Source organism: Bradyrhizobium genosp. SA-3, assembly GCF_004212635.1.
Taxonomy (GTDB): domain Bacteria; phylum Pseudomonadota; class Alphaproteobacteria; order Rhizobiales; family Xanthobacteraceae; genus Bradyrhizobium.
In genome coordinates this window covers 20,353-35,479 of record NZ_PSRT01000059.1, presented here as the reverse complement: position 1 = coordinate 35,479, position 15,127 = coordinate 20,353, and the positions used below count along the sequence as shown (strand labels likewise).

Annotated in this window: 15 protein-coding genes and 1 pseudogene; 3 read left to right on the top strand and 13 right to left on the bottom strand. The window is 64.0% G+C overall.

The features are described from left to right. Positions 1-53 precede the first annotated feature (53 nt). Positions 54-740: a response regulator transcription factor gene (locus CWO91_RS21440; protein WP_007598630.1), complete on the top strand. Its 687-nt coding sequence runs from the start codon at positions 54-56 to the stop codon at positions 738-740. A 59-nt stretch (positions 741-799) separates the two neighbouring features. Beyond that, positions 800-1,243 (top strand): cyclic nucleotide-binding domain-containing protein, encoded by a 444-nt coding sequence (locus tag CWO91_RS21435; RefSeq protein WP_091882654.1) that lies wholly within the window; start codon positions 800-802, stop codon positions 1,241-1,243. A 106-nt stretch (positions 1,244-1,349) separates the two neighbouring features. On the opposite strand, the gene xth is transcribed toward CWO91_RS21435, so the two are convergent. From xth to CWO91_RS21375, 12 genes and pseudogenes are all read right to left on the bottom strand, one after another. Continuing rightward, on the bottom strand, positions 1,350-2,165 hold the full coding sequence (xth, locus tag CWO91_RS21430) for an exodeoxyribonuclease III (protein ID WP_130216041.1): 816 nt from the start codon (positions 2,163-2,165) through the stop codon (positions 1,350-1,352). Between the two features lie 205 nt (positions 2,166-2,370). After that, positions 2,371-3,126 (bottom strand): outer membrane lipoprotein carrier protein LolA, encoded by a 756-nt coding sequence (locus CWO91_RS21425; protein WP_130216039.1) that lies wholly within the window; start codon positions 3,124-3,126, stop codon positions 2,371-2,373. A gap of 153 nt (positions 3,127-3,279) precedes the next feature. Then, positions 3,280-5,754 carry a DNA translocase FtsK gene (locus CWO91_RS21420; RefSeq protein ID WP_130216037.1) on the bottom strand — a complete coding sequence of 825 codons (2,475 nt, stop codon included), beginning with the start codon at positions 5,752-5,754 and terminating at the stop codon, positions 3,280-3,282. Between the two features lie 9 nt (positions 5,755-5,763). Continuing rightward, positions 5,764-6,977 (bottom strand): annotated as a pseudogene (locus tag CWO91_RS21415) (aminotransferase class I/II-fold pyridoxal phosphate-dependent enzyme). Positions 6,978-7,173: 196 nt separating this feature from the next. Next, a complete protein-coding gene (locus CWO91_RS21410) occupies positions 7,174-7,578 on the bottom strand; it encodes a GFA family protein (protein WP_130216035.1) in 405 nt (134 codons plus the stop codon). 201 nt (positions 7,579-7,779) lie between these two features. After that, positions 7,780-9,228: an ammonium transporter gene (locus tag CWO91_RS21405; RefSeq protein WP_130216033.1), complete on the bottom strand. Its 1,449-nt coding sequence runs from the start codon at positions 9,226-9,228 to the stop codon at positions 7,780-7,782. A 38-nt stretch (positions 9,229-9,266) separates the two neighbouring features. Further along, positions 9,267-9,605, bottom strand: a complete 339-nt coding sequence (locus CWO91_RS21400; RefSeq protein ID WP_008142813.1) for a P-II family nitrogen regulator — start codon at positions 9,603-9,605, stop codon at positions 9,267-9,269. Between the two features lie 425 nt (positions 9,606-10,030). After that, entirely contained in the window at positions 10,031-10,633 is a 603-nt protein-coding gene (locus CWO91_RS21395; protein WP_128930524.1) for an ATP-dependent Clp protease proteolytic subunit, read from the bottom strand. Positions 10,634-10,674: 41 nt separating this feature from the next. Then, a complete protein-coding gene (locus tag CWO91_RS21390) occupies positions 10,675-11,031 on the bottom strand; it encodes an SRPBCC family protein (protein WP_130216031.1) in 357 nt (118 codons plus the stop codon). A 12-nt stretch (positions 11,032-11,043) separates the two neighbouring features. Continuing rightward, positions 11,044-11,358: an ArsR/SmtB family transcription factor gene (locus tag CWO91_RS21385; RefSeq protein WP_018646000.1), complete on the bottom strand. Its 315-nt coding sequence runs from the start codon at positions 11,356-11,358 to the stop codon at positions 11,044-11,046. 41 nt (positions 11,359-11,399) lie between these two features. Further along, the gene (locus CWO91_RS21380) at positions 11,400-12,701 is read right to left on the bottom strand and encodes an ammonium transporter (protein ID WP_130216029.1); all 1,302 of its coding nucleotides are present in this window, start codon (positions 12,699-12,701) and stop codon (positions 11,400-11,402) included. Between the two features lie 80 nt (positions 12,702-12,781). Beyond that, complete coding sequence (locus CWO91_RS21375) at positions 12,782-13,120, bottom strand: P-II family nitrogen regulator (protein ID WP_028176997.1); 339 nt, start codon at positions 13,118-13,120, stop codon at positions 12,782-12,784. A 237-nt stretch (positions 13,121-13,357) separates the two neighbouring features. On the opposite strand from CWO91_RS21375, the gene CWO91_RS21370 reads away from it, so the two are divergent. After that, positions 13,358-14,254, top strand: a complete 897-nt coding sequence (locus CWO91_RS21370) for a DUF4339 domain-containing protein (protein ID WP_130216027.1) — start codon at positions 13,358-13,360, stop codon at positions 14,252-14,254. 4 nt (positions 14,255-14,258) lie between these two features. On the opposite strand, the gene tesB is transcribed toward CWO91_RS21370, so the two are convergent. Beyond that, positions 14,259-15,122: an acyl-CoA thioesterase II gene (tesB, locus tag CWO91_RS21365; RefSeq protein ID WP_130216025.1), complete on the bottom strand. Its 864-nt coding sequence runs from the start codon at positions 15,120-15,122 to the stop codon at positions 14,259-14,261. Positions 15,123-15,127: the final 5 nt, after the last annotated feature.

Below are 15,127 nucleotides of genomic sequence, written 5' to 3'. Positions count from 1 at the left end.
GGCTGGGTGCAGCATGGATGCGCGCCGAGCCGGATCCAAAAGGATGACCCCCCATGGCCAATGCCCGCAAGATCCTGATCGTGGATGACGATACCGATCTGCGCGATACGTTGGTGGAGCAATTATCGCTGCACGAAGAATTCGAAGCGTCCGCCGTCGATACCGGCGCCAAGGGCGCGAGCGCCGCAAAGGCCAATGCTCCCGATCTCGTTCTGATGGATGTCGGTCTGCCCGACACCGATGGCCGCGAGGTGGTCCGCTCCCTGCGCAAGGGCGGCTTCAAGGCCCCGATCATCATGCTGACCGGCCACGACACCGATTCCGACACGATTTTGGGGCTGGAATCCGGCGCCAACGACTATGTGGCAAAGCCCTTCCGCTTCGCCGTGCTGCTCGCCCGCATCCGCGCCCAGCTCCGTCAGCACGAGGCCAGCGAGGACGCGGTGTTCTCGGTCGGCCCCTACTCCTTCCGCCCGGGCTCGAAGATGCTGACCGCGGCGAACGCGCGCAAGGTCCGCCTCACCGAGAAGGAGACCGCCATCCTCCGTTTCCTTTACCGGGCCGGCCAGATGCCCGTCTCGCGCGAGACCCTGCTCCAGGAGGTCTGGGGCTATAATTCCGGTGTCACCACCCACACCCTGGAAACTCACATCTACCGCCTTCGCCAGAAGATCGAGAAGGACGCCGCCAACCCGGAAATCCTGGTCACGGAAGCCGGTGGCTACAAGCTGGTGCCGTGATACGCTTCAGGGGGCCTGCGAATCGTTTGAGATCGCGCGCCCTTGAGCCTCGGACCTGAATGTCAATCGACGACGATGTAGCGCTTCTCGAGCGAGTCCCGACACTGCGCCTGTTGGGAGACGCATCGTTGCGCATGCTGGCGATCGGCTCCGAGCAGCGGAATTTCGTCCGCGGCGACGTCCTGTTCAATCTCGGCGACGAGGCCGATGCCGGCTTCGTGGTCCAGCGCGGCGCCTTCCGGGTCGAGGACGGCGCCGGTGCCGAAATGATCGCCAGTCCCGGCGCCCTGATCGGCGAGCTCGCGCTGGTGGTGCCGATGAAGCGGCCGTCGAGCGCGGTTGCGCTGGAGCACGCCTCCGTCATCCGCATCGCGCGCAGCCTGTTCCAGCGCGTGCTCGAAAGCGACCCCGCCGCCGCAGTTCGCCTCCGCGACGAATTCGCGGTGCGCTCCAGCCAGATCGCCAGCGATATCCTGATGGCCGGCGCGAAGCTGACGAGCTGAGCTGTCGTAGCCCGGATGGAGCGAAGCGTAATCCGGGACAGCCTTTCCGTATGCGAGAACCCCGGATTGCGCTGCGCTCCATCCGGGCTACGGGCTTCCCGAGAGGCTACACCTCCAGCGTCACCGTAACAGGGACATGGTCCGACGGCCGCTCCCAGCTCCGCGCGTCGCGCAGAATCTTGAAATCACTGACGGCGTCCTTCAGCGCGCGCGAGACCCAGATATGGTCGAGCCTGCGGCCGCGATCGCCGACGGTCCAGTCGGCGGAGCGGTAGCTCCACCATGTATAGACTTTCTCCGACATCGGAATGCGCTCGCGCGCGACATCGATCCATTCGCCGGCCGCCAGCGCCGCCTTCAGCTTCTCGGTTTCGACAGGCGTGTGCGAGACCACCTTCAGCAGCTGCTTGTGCGACCATACGTCGTTCTCGTGCGGGGCGACGTTGAGATCGCCAACCAGGATGTGACGGTCCTCGCCGCGCGGATGCAGCGGTTCGCAGGCCTTCAATTCGTCGAGGAAGCGGAGCTTGTGGTCGAACTTCTCGTTCAGCGCGGGATCGGGAATGTCGCCGCCGGCGGGCACGTAGAAATTATGCAGCACCAGCGGCTTTGCGATGTTGGCCTTCTCGCCGAACGATACCGAGATGTGGCGCGAATCGATCTTGTCGCAGAAGGTGCGGATGTCCTTCGACTCGAACGGGATCTTCGAGACGATGGCGACGCCGTGATAGCCCTTCTGTCCGTTCAGCGCGACGTGCTCATAGCCGAGCCGCTTGAAGCGCTTCAGCGGAAAGGCGTCATCGATGCATTTGGTCTCCTGCAGGCACAGCACGTCCGGCCGCGCACTCTTGAGGAATTTCGCGACCAGATCGATGCGCAGCCGCACCGAATTGATGTTCCAGGTTGTGAGGGAGAGACGCATGAGGGATGCGTCTTAGCAAGCTCTCGTAGGGTGGGCAAAGGCGCAAGGCGCCGTGCCCACCGTCTTTTCGGGTGCGAGATGTGAGGATCTGGGCGTGCTTTCGTAGGGTGGGCAAAGCGAAGCGTGCCCACGTGCCGATCGCGAGGAGGAAAGATGGTGGGCACGGCGCAAACGCGCCTTTGCCCACCCTACGGCAGCGGAGCGCTCAACCCGGCGACGGGCCGTAATTGGTGAAATCGATCTTGAACATGCTCGGATCGAGCTTCTTGCTCGAATCCAGATTGTAGACCGCGATCGTGGTGTCGTAGCCCTGCGGGTCGGTGACGGTCCACTGCTTCAACTGGCCGTCCTTGGCGCCGAACATCAAGAGGAGGCGGCTGGTGCCGACCAGCGCCTGCTTCTCCTCGATGGTGACGCTGGTGAAGACGTCGTCGGCCGAGACATTGACGACATTGGTGTCCTTCATCAGGTCGATGCGATCGGACAGCAGGAAACGCAGCGGCGTCTGCGACAGCGGATAGATGTCCTGGGTCGCGAGCTTACGATCACGCACCACCAGCGAGGATCCATCGGCGACGATGTCGATCGGGCTCGGCGCGTCATATTCGAAGCGCACCTTGCCCGGCTTCTGGATGTAGAAATCGCCTTGCGTCTTGCTGCCGTCGGGGCCGACCTGGACGAAATTCCCGACCAGGGTCTGGAGCGAGGAGAGATAGGCGCTGATCTTGGCGGCCTGCGCCTTTTGGTTGGCATCGAAGGTCTGGAAGATGCTGCTCGGCACGTTGCGGCGCGGATCCGGAATGACCGGATTCGGCGGCGCCTGCGTCGCGCCGGTGACGGCGGGCCCTCCCCCCGCCGCACCGCCATCGCGGCCCTTCGGCGCTGGCTTCGGCACGGGCACGGTCTGCGCGAGCGACGCAGCGGTCACCATCGCGGCGGTGACGAGAAGCACACCGGCCACGCGCGCGCTTCGCGCAGCGATGGTGGCAGCGAATCGAATGTCCGGATGTCTGATCAACGCGTCGTCCTAACGTGGCTGGGCGCCTTTTAGCGTGATTTCGGGCAAAAGCAGATATCGATTTTGCGTGAAATGATGCGTTGAGGCCGCTTTGCCTCACATATGGCTGTCTTCTTCCTCGACCAGAATCTCGCGCTTGCCGGCGTGGTTGGCGGGCCCGACGATGCCTTCCAGTTCCATGCGCTCCATCAGCGATGCCGCGCGGTTATAGCCGATTTGCAGGCGGCGCTGGATGTAGCTGGTCGAAGCCTTACGGTCGCGTTTGACGATGGCAACGGCCTGCGCGAACAAATCGCCGCCGCCGTCGGCACCCATGCCTGTCGCGTCGAACACCGCGCCGTCCTCGTCCTCGGTGGGCTCTTCGGCCGTGACCGCTTCGAGATATTCGGGCTGGCCCTGCGTCTTGAGGTGACGCACCACCTTCTCGACCTCCTCGTCGGAGGCAAAAGGTCCGTGCACGCGGCTGATGCGGCCGCCGCCGGCCATGTAGAGCATGTCGCCCTGGCCGAGCAGCTGCTCGGCGCCCATCTCGCCGAGAATGGTGCGGCTGTCGATCTTGGACGTCACTTGGAAGGCGATGCGGGTTGGGAAGTTCGCCTTGATGGTGCCGGTGATGACGTCGACCGACGGCCGCTGCGTGGCCAGGATCACGTGCAGGCCCGCGGCGCGCGCCATCTGTGCCAGACGCTGCACCGCGCCTTCGATGTCCTTGCCGGCGACCATCATCAGGTCGGCCATTTCGTCAACGATGATCACGATATAAGGCAGCGGGTCGAGCGAGAGCTTCTCTTCCTCGTAGATCGCCTTGCCGGTTTCCTTGTCGAAGCCGGTATGCACCGTGCGCGTCGGCTCCTCGCCCTTGGCCTTCAGTTCGAGCAGGCGCGTGTTGTAGCCGTCGATGTTGCGCACACCGAGCTTGGCCATATTCTTGTAGCGCTCTTCCATCTCGCGCACGGCCCATTTCAGCGCGACCACCGCCTTCTTCGGATCGGTCACAACAGGCGTGAGCAGATGGGGGATGCCGTCATAGACGGAGAGTTCGAGCATCTTCGGATCGACCATGATCAGCCGGCACTGGTCGGGGCGCAACCTGTAGACCAGGCTGAGGATCATCGTGTTGATGGCGACCGATTTGCCGGAGCCGGTGGTACCGGCGATCAGCATGTGCGGCGTGCGCGCGAGGTCGATGATCACGGGGTCGCCGCCGATGGTCTTGCCGAGGCACAGCGGCAGCTTTGCCACCGTGTCGGTCGCCTCCTTCGCCACCAGCAGTTCGCGCAGGTAAACTTTTTCGCGATGCGCGTTCGGCAATTCGATGCCGATCGCGTTGCGGCCGGGCACGACGGCGACGCGTGCCGACAGCGCGCTCATCGAGCGCGCGATGTCGTCGGCAAGCCCGATCACGCGCGACGACTTGATGCCGGGCGCCGGCTCCAGCTCGTACAGCGTGACCACGGGACCCGGATTGGCCTTCACGATCTCGCCGCGCACGCCGAAATCCTGGAGCACGCCTTCGAGCGAGCGGGAATTGGTCTCCAGCTCCGCCTTGCTGAGCGGCTGGCGGTCACCGGCCTTTGGTGCAGCCAGCATGGAGACGGACGGAAGATCGAACTTGTCGGAGGATTTCTTGGCAGAGGTTTTCGGCGCGGCCTTCTTGCGCGGTGCGCGCGCGGCGGGCTCCTCCTCTTCCTCCTCGTCTTCCTCTTCTTCGTACTCGTCCTCGTGGTCCTCGTCTTCGGACTGCGGTGAGATCGAGGGCGCCGCGCGGCCGCCACCGAGATTGGGCTCCTGACGGCTGAACTGAGCGGCCTTGGTCTTCGGCCCGCTCGAGACCAGCGAGCGGTAAGCGGCACCGAAGAGCCAGATCAGTCGCGCCTTGGTGCTCATCAAGGCGTGGAACAGCCAGCCCAGCGACACCGAACCGCGATCGCTCTCCTCGTCTTCGTCGAGCGGCTTGTCGTCATCCCCGATCTCCGCGAGCTCGTCGTCATGCTCGCGTGCACCGAGACCGCAGGCGATCAGGAACGTCACGGCCATCGCGGCGAACAGGATCGTGCCCAGCACGATGCGATAGATTATTCCTGCAGGTCCGAAGATCACGGCGGGCGCCCTCACCAGGGCATCGCCGACGACACCGCCGAGGCCGGTCGGCAGCGGCCAGGCGCCGCCATGCGGCCAGCAGCTGACAAAACCCGCGGCGATCACCGTGCAGAGAATCCACGAGCCGAGCCGCAGCGCTTCGCGGTCGAACGGGCGATGCGTCATCATGCGCCAGCCCCAGACCGCGACGGTCAGGACCAGCATGATCGCGCCAAGGCCGAGGATCTGCATCGCGAGGTCGGCACCGATCGCACCGGCATAGCCGAGGATGTTGCGGATCGGCCGTGAGGTCGCGTGGCTGAGGCTGGGATCCTGCACCGACCAGGTCATCAGCGCCGCCGAGGCGACGCCCGCCAGCGCGATCAGGCCGAGACCGGTGAGCTCGCGCAGACGCCGCGCCAGCCCCTCGCGGATCGAGGGCGGCAGATGGCCGACCAGTGGAATGACACGTTCGATTGCCGACATGCTCATGGGCCCCGCCTAACCCAGAGTCTCGACCAGGCGGTGCAGCGCTTGCGCCGTGGTCTCGCCATCCTGCACCAGCGCGAGGCGAATATAGCCCGCGCCGGGATTGAATCCGTCAGGCTGCTGCCGGGCCAAAAAGCTGCCGGGCACCACGCGCACGCCTGCTTCCTTGAAGAGTCTCAACGTCACCGACACGTCGTCGCCGAGCGCGGACGTGTTGAGCCAGACGCAGAAGCCGGCATCGGGCCGGCGATAGCCGTAACGATTGCCGATGATCTGGTCGGCGAGATCGAACTTGATCCGGTAGAGCCTGCGGTTCTCCTCGACATGCGCTTCGTCGCCGTAAGCAACGGTCGCGACATGCTGGAGCGGTACCGGCACCTGCGGCGCTGCGATGTTGCGCAGCTCGAGGAACGTGCTGATGAACTTCTTGTCGCCAGCGGCGAAGCCGACGCGCAGGCCGGGCAGGTTGGAGCGCTTCGACAGCGACTGGAACGCAACCACGCGGGTGAAATCGGGGCCGGCGCATTCGAGCGCGCTGCCCGGTGCCTCGCGGGTGTAGATCTCGGAATAGCACTCGTCGCTGAGGATCACGAAGCCGTAGCGGTCGGCGAGCTGTTTCAACCGCTTGAAATAGTCGGGCTTGGCGACCGAGCCTTGCGGATTGGCGGGCGAGGCCAGATAGAACGCCACAGTGCGCGCCAGCGTCGCTTCGTCGATGGCGTCGAGATCGGGCAGGAAGCCGTTTTCGACGGTGGTCGGCAGGTAAACCGGCTCGCAGGCCGCGGCGCGAGCGCCGGCGCCATAGACCGGATAGAACGGGTTCGGCATCAGGATGGCAGGCTTGCCGGGGCGCGGGCCGACATAGCGCGCCGCGGCGATCGCGGCGAGGAACAGCCCCTCGCGGCTGCCATTGAGGACGAGAATCTCGTTCTCGGGGTCGAGCGGCCGCGGCAGCTTGAAGCGCGATGACAGCCAGGCGCCCGCCGCGTTGCGGAAGGGGTCGGTGCCCTTGTTCGCCGGGTAACGGCGAATTCGGCGATGTGCTTGGCCAATACCGGGCCGACGAAGTCAGGCACGGGATGCTGGGGCTCGCCGACTGCAAGCGTAATCAAGGGTTTACCCGGCTGATGCGGGCCCAAGAGCTCGTTCAGCCGGACGAAGGGCGAGCGTTCGCTGTCGGAGCTTCCACTGGCCTGCGGCGCACGGGATGAAGCGGTCATGACCATTCTGGGCGCCAGCACTCTTGGAACAGCCGGTCGCACCAAGGCGCCGGCGGGAAGCGGTTCAGTTCACCATAGATAGGGCGAGGTTAAGACGCGATTAACCATCGGCCGCCGCCCCCGTCCAGAGCGGGAATAATGAGGCCGGATAACAACGGGATGCCTGGCGCTTCATTGCCAGGCATCCCGGTTGCAACGAGGCCTAGCGCCCCGGCAGCTTCTCGAATGCCGGCATACCCGACGGGATCGCGTGGAACTCCTGCTTGTCGCAGGTGTAGATCGCCATCTGCGGATGGAACTGGCCGGGCTCGTCTAGCGTGCCGACCTTCACGACCGCGGCCGGGAGACCTGGAACCTTGGTCACCAGATGGGTGCCGCATTCGGCGCAGAATTCGCGCGTGACGGCGCGTTCGAGATCCTTGCGCGTGAACTGCTTGGGCTGTCCGGTGATGTAGCTGAAGCCGGCCGCCGGCATTGCGATGAAGGTGTTGGGCGCGCCGCCGGTGATGTACTGGCACTCGCGGCAATGACATTGGGCCTGCATCATCGGATCACCTTCGGCCTTGTAGCGCACTGCGCCGCAATAGCATCCGCCTTCCAAACGCATGACGACCTCCCGATTGTTGTTCTTGAGGTCGATATTTCTGCGCCGGCGGTGCGCAATGGCAATGTTTTTCTTCGGCGCTCCGGTCAAAAGAAAGGGGCTCCAGCTTGCGCTGGAGCCCCTCAACGGTCGGGGCATTGCCGGGTATGTGCCCAAACCGTAGGTCTGGTCGTGATCCCGAGGAGATCGCGACCGGGAGGAGAGTTACATGTTGTAGGCGCGCTCGGTGTGCTCGGTGATGTCGAGGCCTTCACGCTCGCTCTCGACATTGGTCCGAAGGCCAACGATCACATCGACGACCTTGTAGAGGATCGCCGAACCGATGCCCGACCACACCAGCGTGGTGCAGACGCCCCAGAGCTGGGCGATCATCTGCGTGGCGAAGTCGTAGTCGGCAACCTTCGGCGGGATCGCGGTGTAGTCCATGATGCCGGCACCACCGAGCGCCGGGTTGACCAGAATGCCGGTGCCGAGAGCGCCGACGATGCCGCCGACGCAGTGCACGCCGAACACGTCGAGGGAGTCGTCATAGCCGAGCGCGTTCTTCACGACGGTGCAGAAGAACAGGCAGACCACGCCGACCACGAGGCCGAGGATAATCGCACCCATGACGCCGGAGAAGCCGGCGGCAGGCGTGACGGCCACGAGACCTGCGACAGCGCCGGAGATGACGCCGAGCACCGACGGATGGCCCTTGATGATCCACTCCGCGAACATCCACGACAGCGCGGCGGCAGCGGTGGCGACGAAGGAGTTGGTCATGGCGAGCGCGGCGCCGCCGTTGGCTTCCAGGTTGGAGCCGGCGTTGAAGCCGAACCAGCCGACCCAGAGCAGCGAGGCGCCGATCATCGACATGGTCAGCGAGTGCGGAGCCATTAGCTCCTTGCCGTAGCCGACGCGCTTGCCGATCAGGAGAGCGCCGACGAGACCTGCGATGCCGGCGTTGATATGCACCACGGTGCCGCCCGCGAAGTCGATCGCGCCCTTCTTGAAGATCCAGCCGGCGTCGGCGTTGATCTCGTCGAGCTTGGCCTGCGCCGCCGTCTTGGCTGCCGCATCACCCGCTGCAGCGAGCGCCTTGGCCGCATCCTGGATCATGTCCGGGCCGGGCCAGTACCAGACCATGTGCGCGATCGGGAAGTAGATCAGCGTGACCCAGAGCGGGATGAACAGCGCGATCGCCGAGAACTTCATGCGCTCGGCGAAAGCGCCGACGATGAGGGCGGGCGTGATCGCCGCGAAGGTCATCTGGAAGCACATGTAGATGAGCTCCGAGATGTTGGCGTCGACCGAGAAGGTGGCCGCCTTCGAGTCGGTGGTGACGCCCATCATGAAGGCCTTGGAGAAGCCGCCGATGAAGTCGGAGCCGCCGGTGAAGGCGAGGCTGTAGCCGTACACGGCCCAGATCACGGTGACGACGCAGACGGTGTAGAACACCTGCATCAGGACCGAGAGCATGTTCTTGGAACGGACGAGGCCGCCGTAGAACAGTGCGAGGCCGGGGATCGTCATCAACAGCACCAACACTGTCGATGTCAGCATCCAGGCGTTGTCTCCCTTGTTGACCGTTGGCTCGGCATAGGCTGCGGTCGCAGCGAACAGGCCGACTGCGAGAGCCGCCAGTCCCGCGCCATAGGGACGCTTAAACGTCATTTTATTCACTCCTGATTGGATAAAGGTTGAGCGCGAAATCAAAGGGCCGCGGCGTCGGCCTCGCCGGTGCGGATGCGCACCGCATGGTCGAGGTTGATGACGAAGATCTTGCCGTCGCCGATCTGGCCGGTTTTCGCGGCAGACGTGATGGCGTCGATGGTCTTGTCGACCTGGTCGGAGGCGACAGCGACCTCGATCTTGATCTTGGGCAGGAAGCTCACGGCATATTCGGCGCCGCGATAGATTTCCGTATGGCCCTTCTGGCGGCCATATCCCTTGACTTCCGTCACCGTGAGGCCGTGAACGCCGATGGCGGTCAGGGCGTCACGGACTTCTTCCAGCTTGAATGGCTTGATAATCGCCATAACGATTTTCATGGGTCCTATCCCCGCTTGGCCCGGTCCGGACATGGCCGGGCGTTCTCGACTGGTTCGCCACGAGGGAGAAGTTCACTACGCGGGCTCAGCCAGGACCCGTAGAATCAAATGCCGTGCCAGATCAGGCGCGTTGCCTAACGGATTATGAAAACGCGTGTTTTCGCGTCTAACGCGCATTGCCGTGCAGTGCGATATTACGTCGCGCTCAAAACGTGGTCACACCTGCTCAAAACGCAGGCAGGACAGGCTGCCGACACAATGTTGCTCATGTGTCGGGCAGTCAAAAGGTATTTTGATACGGCAGGGACTTGAGAAATATCGAGACCACTGCGCCCGCTGCTTACCGGATACGCTCATCGCGGCGGTCGCGGGTCGAGCAGACGAACCTCGCCGAGGGTATCCCGCTGAGGGCCGCTGTCGCACCATCAGGCGGCGTCGCGCTCTGCAAAAACCCGGTCGACCAATCCCCATTCGACTCCCTGCTGCGCGGTCATGAAGTGGTCGCGGTCCAGGGTCCGTTCCACCTCCTCTTCGGTCCGTCCGCAATGCTGCGCATAGAGCCTGGTGATGCGCCGCTTGGTTTCCTGCATTTCGTTGGCGTGGATCAGGATGTCTGACGCCTGGCCCTGGAAACCGCCGAGCGGCTGATGCACGTGAAGGCTCGCATTGGGCAACGCGGCGCGGTGACCGGGTTCGCCGGCCATCAGCAGGAACGAGCCCATGGAGCGCGCGGTGCCCATGCACAGCGTATGAACCGGCGCCTTGATGAACTGCATGGTGTCGTACATCGCGAGCCCGCTGGTAACCACGCCGCCATAGGAATTGATGTAGAGATTGATCGGCCGGCTCGGATTCTCCGCCTCCAGGAATAGCAGCTGCGCGCAAACCAGCCCGGACATCGCATCATTGACCTCGCCGTTGAGGAAGATGATGCGTTCGCGCAGCAGCCGCGAGTAGATGTCGAAGGATCGTTCGCCGCGGGCGGATTGTTCGACGACCATAGGGACGAGCTGAAGCATGTCGCGCATCGGCGACCTCCATGTCTGCAGGTGATGAAGTTGTGTTGTTGCTAGGCCGCCGCGCGCATCAGGTAGCAATTGCTATTGGCCGGCTGCGGCAGCCTTGTTCGCTCGTCGCAGGCTTGCTGGATGATGCGAAAGCGGGTGCCGCCGTCTTCGTTCGGCTCGATCCGGAAGATGACGTGGCTCTCGCGAAATGGCGGCTTGGAATCGCGAAGCCGGTAGCGCACCTCTTCACCTGCGATCGTTGATTCCGGCTCGGCGCCGGCAAGGTCGCAATCCGGCAGCCAGCGCTCGCGCAATGCAGGAATGGTCACGGCGCGCCAGACTTTTGCCGGCGGTGCATCGAAATCATATTCGAGCACGAGGGCTTCGTCGGGACGATCAGGCTTCACGGTGTCGCTCATTGATCCAGATCCTTATTGATCCATGTCCTTCAGGAGGTCAGCGAGTGCTTCCATGCGCTTCGGCCAATAGGCGCGGTAGCGCGCAAGCCATGCCCCGATGGCGACGATTCCGTCCGGGTCGACTTCGTAATTCACAAAGCGGCCCTGCCGCTGTTCGCGCACGAGGCCTGCCGCGCGCAGCACCGAAAGATGCTGCGACATCGCGGGTTGGCTGATCTCCAATCCGTCGCGCAAGGCGCTGGCATTCAGGCTTCCGCCAGCGAGCTTTTCAAAGACCTTGCGGCGCGTCGGGTCGGCCAGCGCCTTGAAGATGTCGGCTTCGATCATGACAACACATAAGCATGTACTTATGTGTTGCGCAAGCCCTGTTACTGAAGCGCTTCGCCATGCTGCGAGATGTCGAGCCCCTCGAGTTCGTGCTCACGGGATACGCGCAAGGGCACGAACAGGCCGACCAGCTTGAGCAGGACGAAGCTCACGCCTGCCGACCACACGAAGGTGACGGCGACGCCATAGAGCTGGATCAACACTTGCTGCGGGTGGCCCTCGATCAGGCCGGCGGTGCCGCCGATGGCGCTGGTTGCGAACACGCCGCCAAGCAATGTGCCGGTCAGGCCGCCGATACCGTGGACGCCGAACACGTCGAGCGAATCGTCATAGTTGAAGCGGTGCTTCAGCCAGGTGCAGGCCCAATAGCAAACCGCACCGGCGATGATGCCGATGACGATGCCGTGCCAGGGCGCCACGAACCCGGAGGCCGGCGTGATGGTGCCGAGGCCCGCGACCGCGCCGGAGATCATGCCGAGCACCGAGGGCTTGCGCCGCGTCGACCATTCGATCGCGCCCCATGTCAGGGCGCCGGCGCAGGCGGCGAGATGGGTGGCAATGATCGCCATCACCGCGCGCGAATTGGCCGCGCCAGCCGAGCCGCCGTTGAAGCCGAACCAGCCGACCCACAACAAGCCGGTGCCCATCACCGCGAGCGAGAGATCGAACGGCGAAAGATTCTCGGTGCCGTAGCCGTGACGGCGCCCCATCACCTTCGCGGCGACGAGGCCGCCGGTGCCGGCCGACAGATGCACCACGAGGCCGCCGGCGAAATCCAAAACGCCCGTGGTGGCGAGGAAACCGCCGCCCCACACCCAATGCGCCAGCGGAATGTAGACGAAGATGAACCAGGCGACGGAGAACAAGAGATAGGCGGAGAACCGCATGCGATCGGCAACCGAGCCCGCGACCAGCGCTACCGTGATGATCGCAAACGTCATCTGGTACAGCATGAACAGCGATTCCGGGATCGTCTTGGCCGCCGGGTTGACGCTGTCCATGGTCATGCCCGCGAGGAACCAGCGGTCGAGCGTGCCGATCCACGGGCCATCGCCGACGAAGCACAGCGAATAGCCGAACGCGACCCAGAGAATCGAGATCAGCGTCACCGCGGCGAGGCTCTGCGCCATGGTGGCAAGCACGTTCTTCTTGCGCACCATGCCGGAGTAGAACAGCGCAAGTCCGGGGATCGTCATCATCAGCACCAGCGCGGTGGCGACGATCATCCAGGCGGTGTCGGCGGTGTTGATCTCGGGGTCTGCGGCGTACGCGGGCGAGGCAATGGCAGACGCAAATCCGATCGACGCAGCCATAGCGGCTGCGCGGCGCAAATATCCCGCCATGTCGTTCCCCCCAGCATAGATTGCGTTGCACGCTGTGGCGTCGTTGCCCGGTGCAATCGAAGAAGACGTATTAGATTAGATCAGAGTGCGTCGCTGTCGGTTTCGCCGGTGCGGATGCGCAGCGCGTGGTCGATCGGCGTGACGAAGATCTTGCCGTCACCGATCTGGCCGGTGCGCGCGGTCGCGGTGATCACGCTGACCGCCTTGTCGGCAACGTCGGACGCGACCGCGATCTCGATGCGCAGCTTGGGCAGGAAGTTCACGACATATTCGGCGCCGCGATAGATCTCGGTATGGCCCTTCTGGCGGCCATAGCCCTTCACCTCGGTTACGGTCATGCCGTGGACGCCGATCGCCGTCAGGGCCTGGCGGACCTCATCGAGCTTGAAGGGTTTGATGATCGCGACGACGAGTTTCATGGTCAGGCCTATTCCCCGGGATGCGTCGCGCCGTATGTCCCCGGCGCCGCGTCAATCTGGCATCTTTCCGGGCAAATGGCACAAAAAAGTTGCAGATTGAAGCGGAAAAACGTTTGACCATGTGAACGGCCGCCTCTGTACAGGGCAGCCGTCCATCCTTCACAATGCATTTTCGGCATGGATCGGGTGAACCTGCCGGTCCCGGGCGGCACATAAGTATTTTGGGGGGGACGCACCATGGCGAGTTGGTTTTACGCATCCGAGGGCAAGCAGCAGGGGCCCTTTGCGGAAGGGCAGTTCCGCGATCTCATCGCCCAAGGCGTCGTGCGCCCGGACACGCTGGTGTGGACCGAGGGCATGGCCGGCTGGCAGAAGGCCGCCGAAATCCCCGGCTTGATCGGAGGCGGCGGCGCGCCGCCGATGATGCCGGCCGGCGGCCCGCCGATGATGGGCGGTGGGTATGCCAGCGCCGGCGGCTATGGTGGCGCAGGTGGAGGATCGCTGGCGGTCGATTTCGGCATCCTCGAGTTCACCTGGCGTAGCATCGTCTTGCTGATCGGAATGATCTTCGTCCTGCCGGCGCCGTGGGCGTTCGTCTGGTACACGCAATGGATCGTGTCCTGCGTGAAGGTCCCGGGGCGCCCGAATCTCAGCTTCACCGGCAATGCGATGACGCTGGTGCCCTGGTATTTCGGCTTCATCGTCCTGGCGATCGCCATCTCCTTCATCGGCAGCCAGTTGCTCAGCAACCTGCTGTTCGTCGTGCAGATCGTCCTCTACTGGCTGCTGATCAAATGGATGGTCGCGAACCTCGCCTCGAACGGGCAGCCGCTGGGCCTGAGCTTCACCGGCTCGATCTGGGCCTATATCGGCTGGAGCCTGCTGTTCGCGATCTCCATCATCACCATCATCGGCTGGGCCTGGGTCGCCGCGGCGCAGATGCGCTGGTTCTGCCGCAGCGTCGAAGGCACACGGCGCGAAATCGTGTTCAACGGCAGCGGTCTCGAGATTTTGTGGCGCGGAATCGTGGCCGCGATCCTGTGCAGCTTCATCATCCCGATCCCGTGGGTGTATCGCTGGATCATGAACTGGTTTGCGTCGCAGACCGAGCTCGCTCCGCGCGGCTCGCTCTAAGCGATCACGCCCTCCGCTCGCGCACGGAGCCTTCCTGCGCGACGGAGGCGACCAGCGTGCCGTCGGGCTTGAAGATCGAACCACGGGTCAAGCCGCGGCCGCCTTGTGCGCTCGGCGAATCCTGGGCGTAGAGCAGCCATTCGTCGGCGCGGAACGGGCGGTGAAACCACATCGCATGGTCAAGGCTCGCCGGCATCATGCGCTTGTCGAACAGCGTGCGGCCATAGCGCGCCATGATCGCGTCCAGCAGCGAGAAGTCTGAGGCATAGGCGAGCGCGCACATGTGCAGCGCCGGATCGTCGGGCAGTTTCGCCGCGGTCCTGATCCAGACGTGAATGCGGCCGTCGTCAATCTTCTGGCCGAAATAACGGCCAAGCTCGACCGGGCGCAGCTCGATCGGACGATCGGATTCGTAGTAGCGGCGGATGAACTCCGGCATCTCCTTGAACATCGGCTGCTTCGCCACCTCCTCCGCCGTGAGCTTTTCCGGCGGCGGCACGTCGGGCATCTTGTCCTGATGGTCGAACGCGCTCTCCTCCTCAGCGTGGAACGACACCATGATCGAGAAGATCGCATTGCCGTGCTGGATGGCGGTGACGCGGCGCGTCGAATAGCTCTTGCCGTCGCGCAGCCGCTCGACCTGGTAGATGATCGGGATCTGCGGGTCGCCCGGCAGGATGAAATAGCAATGCAGCGAATGCGGCAGCCGGCCCTCGACGGTGCGGCAGGCCGCCACCATCGCCTGCCCGATCACCTGGCCGCCGAACACCCGCTGCCAGCTCGTCTTCGGGCTGTTGCCGCGGAACAGGTTCACCTCGAGCTGCTCCAGGTCGAGGATCGAAATGAGGTCGATCAGGCTTTTGGACATGCGTG